The organism is Virgibacillus chiguensis (genome assembly GCF_900129865.1).
GTDB lineage: Bacteria > Bacillota > Bacilli > Bacillales > Amphibacillaceae > Virgibacillus > Virgibacillus chiguensis.
This window is the reverse complement of record NZ_FQXD01000009.1, coordinates 156,984-168,029: the sequence shown is the minus strand read 5'-3', so window position 1 is coordinate 168,029 and position 11,046 is coordinate 156,984. Positions and strand designations below refer to the sequence as shown.

Here is an 11,046-nt window from a genome sequence, read left to right as displayed (position 1 = left end):
TGCTCTTCCTCTACTGCTTCACCATTCTCCTCATCTAGTTGCTCTTCCTCTACTGCTTCCTCATTCCTCTGCAAATTTTGTTCATAATCTGTTTCATCAACATAAAATACTGTATTTCCGATATAAACAACTTCAGCGCCATTTAATATATGAACAGGTAATTTAACATCCTCTTCAGTTTCGTTCTTTTTAATTTTTATTTTCCCACCATTTGCACCAAACAGTTCATCTACTCTTTGATAGGAGAATTTATCTTCTTTTATAGAGTCATTATCTATATAATTAACTTTTTCTAGCAAATCCTTTTTCTCTGATTTTGTTAAATACTTTAAAGAATCCTCACTCACCAAAAAACTATTTCCCTCAAAATTAATTAATTTTTTATTTTTTTCCGTTTCTTCTACAAAAACAAAAGTGCCTTTCTCTAATGTTAAATGTTCACTTATTAAAATATCTTTCTTTAATTCTACAAATTTATACGCATCTTCTTTTTCAACTGCAGATAGTGGCAAATACACCGCAAATGTAAAAATAAAAATTAGTAATATACTAGTAATTCTTCTCAATTTAAACACCTCCAAAAAATAAAACTTTTTATAAGTTTCTATTTTATGTAAAAAACTAAGGTACTGATAGTAACCCTAGTATAATGCAAAATAATTTAAATCAAAATATTCAAGACTCTAATTACAACCTTCCTGAAATTATTCAATAGTGAACAAAACCATCTATTTACAATTTTCTTTACAGTATATTACAAAATCAACGTACCTGCCCCGCTCTACATATTTTCTAAACATTTTTATTAAGTCGTCATCTATTTTTACATAAGGTGAATACATGTCATATATTTTCTTTAAAATAATTAAAGACTCCGACTCCTCACCTTTCTTTAAGGATGTTAGTTTTTTTAGGTACCAATTGACAAAATATAATGGGAACTTTTTGTTAATGTAAATATCAAATAAGTCGTGTCTATGGAGAAATTTGATTCTTTCCTTTTCAACTTTATAATATTTTTTATAAAAATTACTTGAAACAGTATTTGTAACCGAATTATCAACTGCTGCATAGTAAACATGAATATTCATATTAACTATTTTTAACTCATTAGCATGTACTAGTAGTTCTTGAAAAAACAAAGTGTCTTGGCCAGCTGCGCTCTCTACCATTTTCAAATTATTATCTGTTATTAAACTTTTTTTAGCTATCAACGCCTGTATACTTTGAACTTTTAAGTTAGATTTTTTTAGTAATTCTTTTGGATTCCTTACTATGTCAGAATGTGTTATTTTAAATGCTGTATTATAGTAATTAATTTCTTTTTTATTTAAAGAAGAGTCGTATCTAGAAATATTACCTACTACAACATCTAAAGACTCTCTACTTTTAATATCACATAAAAGCCTTGCATATCCATCATTAATCGCTTCATTGTCTGGATCAAGATAAGTGACATACTCACAGGTAGCTAATTCTATACCTTTATTTCTAGGACGTGAAGCACTTCCACTACCATAGTCATTAAAAGTGTATAAAATAATGTTATCATAAGACCTAAACAGCCTGTTTACAATCTTCAGGGTTTCATTATCTGTAGAACCGTCATCCACAAAAATAATTTCCATTTTATTAAAAATGCTACTTCTTTTTAAACTTTCAAAGCATTTATATTCTAAAAATTTTCCATTATTATATATTGGCACTATAACTGATAATTCCTTTAATTCATTACTTTCCTTTAGTTTTTTATCTTTTTTTAGAGAAACTTCTAAATGGTCAATACAAAACCCATTATAAGCATTTGTTTTGAATCTTTGACTAATAATATCTTCTTTTAAAAATGATTTAATATGGAACATTGTTTTATATATATCTGTTATTTCATTTATATAAGAAAAGGACTTTATAGCATCATTTTTGTCATTCTTTGCTACAAAATCACTATTTGTATATTTAAAACCATTTAAGAGATCCTCCAAGTAATACTCTTCATAAAAATAATTGTCATTAAAATAAACCAAGAAATCGAAATCAGAAAAATTAATATTTTTAAATTCACTCAATAAAGCAAATTGGGCATTTTTGTAAGACTGCCTTTCAAATTGCTCTCTAGACTTATTACTACATCCAACAACCAATACTCTTCTAGGTTTCAAATTACAATTTATTCCAACCTTGTTTAATACTAAATCCATTTTTTCGTAACACGTATAATTGTTCATTACATTTCGTACACCCTCTAATTGTAACTGATACATACTTTGAGGGTTTTGAGAATTTAATACGTTAATGACTTCAAATTGCGTATCTACAGTATATACGTTGGGAAAATTATTATTTATATAAGGGTGATAATTAGAAATCACTATACTGCCTGTTGCTTGTAATTCATAAATTCGTTCTATATCATTAAAAGCAATAGAATAATTATATAATTTATGAAAATCCTTCGAAGTATAACCATCTAATGGAGAGATATATTTTAAATATTTTGTTGGATAATTATATTCTTCTGGAGTTTTGTAGATAGACCCTGGCTCAATAATTTTCAAATTTTTATCACTATTAACAACGCCATCAAGAATTTCTTCTTGAAGAAAGTTATTTTCCCAGTCTCCTTCATATAAAACACCATCTACTCTTGGAATATCATAAATCCCTATCGGATTGAATAGCTGTGGATTAATCGTATACGAACCTATTTCCACATTATATATATTATTTTCATGATAATACCTTAACTTATTTCTTGTAGTAGTAAAAATAATATCACTATTTTTAGCCACTTCCAAAATATAATTATTTACATCTTTTCTTTGATCATAAAATATAACTGGTTTTCCATATTTATGAAATTCATTTACAATAGCCAACATTTGATTAATTATGTTGTTTTCTTTATCATTATAAACCCATTCACCACATAAGCTCTCATTAAAACTACTAATTATTAGAGCTTCGTATAAGGTGATATCAAGTTTCTTCTGGGGATCAACAACCTCTAAATTCACAGTATCTTTGAACGTATTATAAAATTTCGAATCACATACGGTAGCAATATTAGTATTCATTTTTTCATAAAATCTTGATCCATTACTTTTTGAAATGGATTTTAACCTATTGCGGATTAAACCTAAGTATTCATTGTCAAACTTACGTTGTTTAATTTGTAAATACTCTTCTTTACTTAATTTTTTTTCTTTTTCTATAATTAGATTGTCTTTTAAAAAGAAATACCAAGACTGATCATTTTCTCTTAAATATTTGACAATTTCTTTTTCTGTATCAATGTTTTTTAATAATTCTTTTTTTCTTTCTTTAATCTTGTTTAACTTTTCTTCATACTTAGAGTTAAAATTATTCATTAACCTCACCTTCTTCGTTTTCTATTTTTCATATCCCAATACTTAAGCGTTACTTTTCCTAATTTAGAGTTCATTAATGCATTATACTTTCTTTCCATAATAATGAGGTTATTTAACAACTTTTCTGTATCTTCATATTCTTGATACAATTCTCTGTTCGCTTCTAATTTTTGAATTTTTTCCTGTCTTAATTGTTCATTCAAATTACGATTTCTCTGTTCTAAGGTTTCTATTTTTTTAATCTCCTCGCAAGAAGTTTTGTTTAAATTACTTTTATTTAACTGTATACGGTGGTTACTTATATCTTTTTTAAAAGTACAATATAAAACACCATCCAAAAAAAGGTAATTTAACAATAAACCTTGATACGTATCAAAATTTAATTCTTTAACTTTAACTAGATCTAATGAAAATAATAACTTTCCTTTATCCGATATTATAGGCATCATTTTTTTTAGTAAAATACCTATATACTTTTGGTCGGATATTGTCTTATTGAAAACTATAGTATCATATTTTAAATTAGCAAAATCATAATCCATTAAGTCATGAACAGTTGAACAGTTTTCTATATAGCATTCCTTGTTAAGAATAAAATTACAATATTCTACAGTTTTATAGTCCCCCAAAACAGCTAGGTCGGCATCAAAAGATATATCAAGAATATTCCTGCCAACTAGATTTGAGATAATCCAATCCCTTTTTTTATCATCCATAATAACGTTCTCTGACATCTTACCCCCTCCTCTATTCTTCTTTTATTATTAAAAGTTATTCTGTAATTCTCGTTTGTTTACATTAATTTAATGTTTATTTTAAAATCATTGTAAAACCACTAAAACCCCAAATAGTATAACTGGTAAAATTACAGCAATATTCTTTAAAAAAGCAGTGTCACGGGAATTTTTATCTTTGTGTGATAAAACAGCTTGTTCCTCTAAACTCTCTTTCTTATATCGGGCCTTTTCTGTTTCAGTTAAATTATTGAACCACTTAATAAATTCTTGATATACAGATGTTACTTCCTGAATATCCCCAAATGATTTAATTTCTCCATAATGCATCCATATTGCCTTATTACAAAATCTTTTAACTTGTCCGGCTGAATGGCTAACAAAAAAAATTGTCTTACCCTTCTCTTTAAATTCATTCATCTTAATTAAACATTTTTCAGCAAAAGTTGAATCCCCTACTGACAAAGCTTCATCAATTATCAATATATCTGGATCAGTATGCACTGCTATAGCAAAACCCAATCTTGATTTCATACCACTAGAATAATTTTTAACAGGTTGATATATATGATCTCCTATATCTGCAAACTTAACTATATCAGGTGTTAACCTTTTTATATCTTCCTTACTAATACCATGCATCATACACTTCAATTGAATATTTTCTAATCCGTTTAGATTTTTATTTAATCCAGCTGAGATAGCAATTAAAGAAGTTTCACCATATATATCAATATTCCCACTAGTAGGTTGAATTACTTGAGCAAGCAAATTCGATAATGTTGATTTTCCTGATCCATTGAGCCCTATTATACCTACAGATTCTCCTTCAAAAACCTTAAATGAAACATTCCGAACAGCTTGGAATCTTTTTTCTTTTTTACCTTTTTTGTTAAGTGAGAACAGTTCTAATAATTTTTGTGACTGTTTAGCGTGCATGCTAAAGCTTTTGTAAACATTTTTAAACTCAACTTTTAAATTCATCCATCTACACCTTATTTCATTTTTATAAATAGTCCATAAAATTATTTCTAAACTTCAAATGCGTTTTTGCTCCAAAATACAACAAGGCGAATGTAAAAAGCCAGAAATATATGGTATAGGTCATATCCTCAAAAAACCAAGACTCTCCTAAAAATGAACTTCTTATTCCAGTAAGTATATAATAAAATGGATTTAATTTTAATATATTACTTATCCAGTCTGGGACTCTGTCACCATTTGGATCCCAAAGAATAGGGGATAAATAAAGTAACATCCTCATCATTGACTGTAATAACATTTGGTAATCTCTAACTAAAGTCGCTATAGTTGAACTTAAGAGCGCAAAAGAAAACAAGAATATAAACAAACATCCAATATAGTATACCAACTGTATCCAATGTAAAGTTGGATAAATCCCATATATAAATAAAACAATAAATAAAAGTGATAACATTGTTATAAACTGGAAGCTATTAACAAAAAGTTTAGTAGTAGGTAGCAAACTAATTGGAAATTTCATTTTTGAAACCAAGCTTACTTTTTGATGCACACTATTTGATCCCCCCACAATAGAAGGGCTTATAAAAAACCAAGGGATTAGCCCCATTAGCATCCAAAGAAAAAATGGAACTTCCCCTAACTTGGTTGTAACTGGATTGCCTCCTCGTATTCCTAGCCCAAAAACAAACCAGTATATTGCTATTTGTATGGAGGGATTTAAAATTTGCCATATGGCTCCCAAATAATGAATTTGATATTTTGCTTTTATCTCAAATGAAGCCATCCTAAAAATTAAATCTCTATACTGAAATTGCTCCTGCAATACTTGTTTTATTTCTTTAAACATAAAATTGCTTCCTTTACCCAGAATTTAAAGATATTTATATAAGTTACCATAGTTGATATACTGCATTTGATCAGCATGAGACTTCACGATGTTTTTTGTATCAAATACTTGCGGTACATTCATTTTTTTGAAACTTGGGCTGTTTAGTTCTTTAAATTCATTATGATCGCTTAGTACAAGCACTAAATCAGCATCTGTCAATGCTTTGTCTAAATCCTGTTCTACGAAGCTTAATTTAACATGTGGATCATAAGCCACCACTTCATATTCCGGGCGGGAGTTCAGCGCTTCATATATTTCCATTGCCGGACTCTCTCTTATATCATCTACATTTCCTTTATAAGTTAAACCGAACACTGTGATTTTTTTACCATTGTATTTTGCTAATAACTTATCTGCAGCGTCGATTACATATTGAGGCATAGATTTGTTGATTTGACGAGATAGGTTAATTAGTTTTGCCTCATTTGGTGCTTTCGCAATTATGAAATAAGGATCTACTGCTAAGCAATGCCCACCTACTCCTGGTCCTGGAGTATGCAAATTAACACGAGGATGTTTATTCGCCATTTCAATAACATCTAGAGCATTGATATCTAACTCGTTACACACTTTGGCTAATTCATTGGCTAGAGCAATATTTACATCACGAAATGTATTTTCCATCAACTTCGACATTTCTGCCGTTTTTGCATTGGTCTTAATAATATCCCCTTTAACAAAAGTTTCATATACTTTTGCACCTTCATCTGTACATGCTGGCGTAATTCCGCCGACGATTCGATTATTATAAATTAATTCATTTAAAATTTGACCTGGAAGTACACGTTCTGGACAATGAACTAAATAAATGTCCTCTCCAATAACAAAACCAGCTTCTTCTAAGTTAGGTTTCACGTAATCATCCATTGTTCGAGGAGCAATAGTCGATTCTACAATAACAACATTTCCTTTTTCCAGAAATGGAATAATGTTTTCTGTAGCTTGCATCACATAGCTAAGGTCTGCTGATTTAAATTGATCATCATTATTCGGAGTAGGAACTGCGATAATAAAAACATCAGCAGGTTGCGGTTCTAAAGAAGCTTTAAACTTTCCTGATCCAATTGCGTTGTCTAACGCCTCTTGTAAACCAGGCTCCTCAATATGAATTTGACCGTTGTTTAACATTTCTACAGCTTCACGCTTTACATCTACACCTAACACGTCAACTCCATAGTTCGCAAACATAATCGATGTTGGTAACCCTATATATCCAAGTCCTACAGTACATATCTTCATTGTAATGCCCTTCTTTCTGCCTTAGTAATATTTTGTGTTTAAAATTTATTGTAAACTTCAAGTAAATACTGTTGCTCTATTTCCCAATTATACTTTTTTCGGGCATTTTTGCAATTAGCACTAAAATAATCACGCTTGTCTGGATTTTCTAATAAATAGTTAACACCTTTTGCTATTTCTTCAGGATCATGTGGGTCAATAGTGATACCTACTTCGCTTTCTTCCACAGCCCGTTTAATTTCTGGAAAATTACAAGCAACTACAGGTACCTCATTCATCATATACTCAAATAATTTATTTGATGATGCAGACCAATGATTAAAGTTAATATTATTTAGCACTTGAAAACCAAGATAGGCATTTTTTGTATATTTAGGTAAATCTCGCACAGGAACTTTTGGAATAAAACGGATATGTTCCTCTAACCCTTTTTCCTTTACCATATCTACAAGCTTTTCTTTAATTTTCCCATCACCTATAAATACAAGGGTGCCTTCGTTAAATAACGGATACGCTTCAATTAATTTTTCAAGCCCTCTTCCCGCTTGAATCCCACCTTGATACAACAAAATCTTTTCATCTGGTGGTAGCTGCAACATTTCATGAAGATTAATTTTGTCATCTACTTGCTGTATTTCTAAAGAAGGATAATTATGCAATACATGCGGATAAAACCCATATAAGTCTTCATTATACTTTGCCCTTGTATCGTTCTCTACCATCATACTATCTATTCTTTTAATGAAAAACAATTCAAATCGTTTATACCAAGGGCTATCATAACCAGTTCGGCTTGTTTGCACTTCATGGGAATCATATATTAGCGGTTTCTTATCCAACCTCCATTTTGCGCTCACATAGGCTTGAGGCATCGTGTTTAAATCATTTGCATGGTAAATATCATATTTACCACGGTGCCCCTTCATCATCATTCTTAAGATTAATGCAGCTCGTATCCACACAACTCGAACCTTTGTCTTTAATAATAAGCCTACAAGGATAGTCAACGGAACAACAATCCATGGCAATAAATAAACGAGAAAGCCCCATACTATGACTAAAGGAATCAATGGCCACCTTTTACCGACTGCAAATCGATACATTTTTTGCAACAACAGCAAAGTCGGCGGGTAGCGCTTCATTCGATATACTCGAAAGTTTTCATTTACTTCTTCATATCTTTTAACATTAGGATCATTTGGGTCATCAATACAAATGAGTTCTACATCATATCCATTTTTAGAGAGACTGGTACATTCTCTCAATACTCTTGCGTCATTTGTAAAATGATTCCAAACAAACATACCTACACGCTTCATGTAATTACCTCTTATCTGTCAATAATCTCCGTTAATTTCTCAATGTTTTCTTCCCATAGAAAGTTTTCCCTAATAGTTCTTGTGCAATTTTCAGCTAGGTGTTGCAGTTGATTAGGATTTTCTCTTAATTCGAGAACCTTTTTAATCATTTCACTAATATTATCTTGATCGAACACAAAGCCAGCTTTATTTGTCTCAATTATCTTTGCTGCGGTTCCCTTAATTCCTGCTATTATTGGTGTTTGACAAGTCATATAATCAATTACTTTTCCCGGTAATACCGTTTCAAATACTTGATTATCATTTAAAAAAGCAATAGACAAATTGGATTGCTTAATAAGTTGCAGACTTTTTTTTCTAGTCGTTGGATTGTGCATATAAACATTAGACAAGTCATTATTTTCAACATGTTCTTTAAACTCTTTCGTTTTCATCCCATAACCTAATACATCAAAACGAATATCATGGATGTGAAATAAAGAAGCCATTTTCTTTAGGTGATCTACATCCTGTGCCAATCCTAAGTTACCAGTATAAACAACGCGAAATTGACTTTGCCGCTCTTTTTCGCAAACGATTTCTTGTTTTCTTGGTCCATTTGGTAAATAGATTATTTTCTTGGCTTTGTTTTTTAGCTTTGATAATATATGTTCTTCAAACCCCAAACTATTTATAACTATGTAATCAGACTTATTATACATACGCTTCTCCAAAACACGAAAACATTTGATGATAATTGGGTAATCAAATGTTTTAACCCCTATCAAGCTGTCCGGCCACAAATCCCTAACTTCTAAAACTACTTTTGCTTTCATAAAAAATGCTCCTACAAAAGCAGCAAACACAATAAAAATAGGAGGGGTAGATACATATATGTAATCATACTTTTCTTTTCTTAACTTCCATAACTTCAATAAAAAGCGCCACATAATTTCTACATAGAAAAACAATCTACTTAATATATGATTAGAGAAATGATTGTTTTTAATGGGGACTCTTACTATTTTTTTTTCATCTTTTGCGATATTGTCATCATCCCAAAACTGATCATCCTTATATAAATTCTTATTTGGATAAGCTGGCTCGGTAGTCAAGACATGTGTTTCAATATTTTTATCATTTAATAATTGAAAAATATTTTTCATACGGTTTCCCGCACTACCAATAACAGGATAAAAATTTTGTGTCATAATTAATACTTTTCTTGTCATTTTAACGCTCCTAGTTGAAAATGAACACCTAGTTTATTTTATCACAACTTTACATTTTTCGATAAGATAAAATGAAAAATTTAGCAGTTGCTATTTGCATATATTTCTTAGAAAACGCACGAACAAGCGCTTCCCATAGTAAATGGCGGTTTTTCCATAGTGAAAAATAGAAAAGACGCTGCCTCCAATCTATTTTTATACAACTTCTTGATGAGTTAGTTTAGTTTAACCTCTTCTAGTTTCATTTATCTAATTTATAACCACATTTTTTAGAAAAACTTGGCTTATCGCCAAGTCTTATGGAGACAGCTGTAGTTTTTCTTATACTATAAACCTTTAAACTTTTATACTTTCCTATAGTACAAAACTCACTTAACAGCATTAGCTAAATGAGAATAACCCTTGCAAACACAAGGGTACCGTGCGGCTATTCAAAATGTTTCATTGTAGTTATGCGTGAACTGTCTTTAAGCAGGGTGTTTCATTTGGGCGATTAGTAACGGTCATGAACTTCTCTAAGTTATCTGTTGTAACAAGTACAGATGGAAATTGTTGAAAATAGTTCATGTGTTCATTCGTGTTGACTGTCCAAACGACGAGTTGAACACCGATTGCTTGACATTTTTTAATGTAAGATTCTTTTACGCCTTTATGGTTCACTGCTATATAATTTGCATGTAGCTTTTCTACCAACCGAAAATGCGACCGTTTAAGTTTATTGACTAACAGTCCTAATTCTATTTTATCTGAAAGTTTTCGCAGGCGTTTTAATGATTGTTGATGAAAAGATATAATATAAACTTGTTCCATCATATTTGTTTTTTCAATTACAGATAGAACACGTTCTTCAAAATTAGGGTATAATTTCGTATCCTTCATTTCAATAGAAACAGTAACACGATTTCTTACAAATAACAACACCTCTTCTAATGTAGGAATGTTCTCCATATGATTTACTTTGAATTTACGTAATTCTGCCAAGGTAAAGGATCTAATCTCTCCTTGCCCATTTGTCATACGATCAATGGTATGGTCATGCATAACAACTGGTACGCCATCCTTACTTAAATGTACATCTAATTCAATATGGGTGAAATTCAAATGAACGGCAGCTTTAAATGAAGCCATTGTGTTTTCCGGGTATTTAGCTGGATAGCCTCTATGAGCAACACCACGTATACGCATGTACATTCCCCTTTATCAAAAAAATAATTTCAAGTTGTAGTTTATCTTCTATTATAATTTGAATTTATTAATTTTCTATAACTAACATGTAAATTTTATGTAAATAACAACGTAAAA

At 30.4% G+C, this 11,046-nt stretch carries 9 protein-coding genes; all 9 read right to left on the bottom strand.

Going from position 1 to position 11,046, the window contains the following annotated elements:
• Positions 1 to 566, bottom strand: a 566-nt coding sequence (locus BUB45_RS19905) for a hypothetical protein (protein WP_170861752.1), incomplete at its 3' end; no start/stop codon positions are given.
• Positions 567 to 728: 162 nt separating this feature from the next.
• Positions 729 to 3,368: a glycosyltransferase family 2 protein gene (locus BUB45_RS11830; RefSeq protein ID WP_073009442.1), complete on the bottom strand. Its 2,640-nt coding sequence runs from the start codon at positions 3,366 to 3,368 to the stop codon at positions 729 to 731.
• A gap of 5 nt (positions 3,369 to 3,373) precedes the next feature.
• Positions 3,374 to 4,102: a hypothetical protein gene (locus BUB45_RS11825; RefSeq protein WP_073009439.1), complete on the bottom strand. Its 729-nt coding sequence runs from the start codon at positions 4,100 to 4,102 to the stop codon at positions 3,374 to 3,376.
• 87 nt (positions 4,103 to 4,189) lie between these two features.
• Positions 4,190 to 5,086, bottom strand: a complete 897-nt coding sequence (locus tag BUB45_RS11820; RefSeq protein ID WP_073009436.1) for an ABC transporter ATP-binding protein — start codon at positions 5,084 to 5,086, stop codon at positions 4,190 to 4,192.
• 22 nt (positions 5,087 to 5,108) lie between these two features.
• The gene (locus BUB45_RS11815; RefSeq protein ID WP_073009433.1) at positions 5,109 to 5,933 is read right to left on the bottom strand and encodes an ABC transporter permease; all 825 of its coding nucleotides are present in this window, start codon (positions 5,931 to 5,933) and stop codon (positions 5,109 to 5,111) included.
• 24 nt (positions 5,934 to 5,957) lie between these two features.
• Positions 5,958 to 7,214 (bottom strand): nucleotide sugar dehydrogenase, encoded by a 1,257-nt coding sequence (locus tag BUB45_RS11810; RefSeq protein WP_073009430.1) that lies wholly within the window; start codon positions 7,212 to 7,214, stop codon positions 5,958 to 5,960.
• Positions 7,215 to 7,252: 38 nt separating this feature from the next.
• On the bottom strand, positions 7,253 to 8,533 hold the full coding sequence (locus BUB45_RS11805; RefSeq protein WP_073009427.1) for a glycosyltransferase: 1,281 nt from the start codon (positions 8,531 to 8,533) through the stop codon (positions 7,253 to 7,255).
• Between the two features lie 11 nt (positions 8,534 to 8,544).
• Entirely contained in the window at positions 8,545 to 9,744 is a 1,200-nt protein-coding gene (locus tag BUB45_RS11800) for a glycosyltransferase family 4 protein (RefSeq protein WP_073009424.1), read from the bottom strand.
• A gap of 450 nt (positions 9,745 to 10,194) precedes the next feature.
• Entirely contained in the window at positions 10,195 to 10,929 is a 735-nt protein-coding gene (locus tag BUB45_RS11795; RefSeq protein WP_073009421.1) for a glycerophosphodiester phosphodiesterase, read from the bottom strand.
• Between the last annotated feature and the right edge of the window lie 117 nt (positions 10,930 to 11,046).

What these genes read in the sequence shown, in the direction of transcription:
- BUB45_RS11795 (WP_073009421.1), bottom strand. Translation starts at nt 10,929, where the DNA reads ATGCGTATACGTGGTGTTGCTCATAGAGGCTATCCAGCTAAATACCCG.
- BUB45_RS11820 (WP_073009436.1), bottom strand. Translation starts at nt 5,086, where the DNA reads ATGAATTTAAAAGTTGAGTTTAAAAATGTTTACAAAAGCTTTAGCATG.
- BUB45_RS11815 (WP_073009433.1), bottom strand. Translation starts at nt 5,933, where the DNA reads ATGTTTAAAGAAATAAAACAAGTATTGCAGGAGCAATTTCAGTATAGA.
- BUB45_RS11830 (WP_073009442.1), bottom strand. Translation starts at nt 3,368, where the DNA reads ATGAATAATTTTAACTCTAAGTATGAAGAAAAGTTAAACAAGATTAAA.
- BUB45_RS11805 (WP_073009427.1), bottom strand. Translation starts at nt 8,533, where the DNA reads ATGAAGCGTGTAGGTATGTTTGTTTGGAATCATTTTACAAATGACGCA.
- BUB45_RS11825 (WP_073009439.1), bottom strand. Translation starts at nt 4,102, where the DNA reads ATGTCAGAGAACGTTATTATGGATGATAAAAAAAGGGATTGGATTATC.
- BUB45_RS11800 (WP_073009424.1), bottom strand. Translation starts at nt 9,744, where the DNA reads ATGACAAGAAAAGTATTAATTATGACACAAAATTTTTATCCTGTTATT.
- BUB45_RS11810 (WP_073009430.1), bottom strand. Translation starts at nt 7,214, where the DNA reads ATGAAGATATGTACTGTAGGACTTGGATATATAGGGTTACCAACATCG.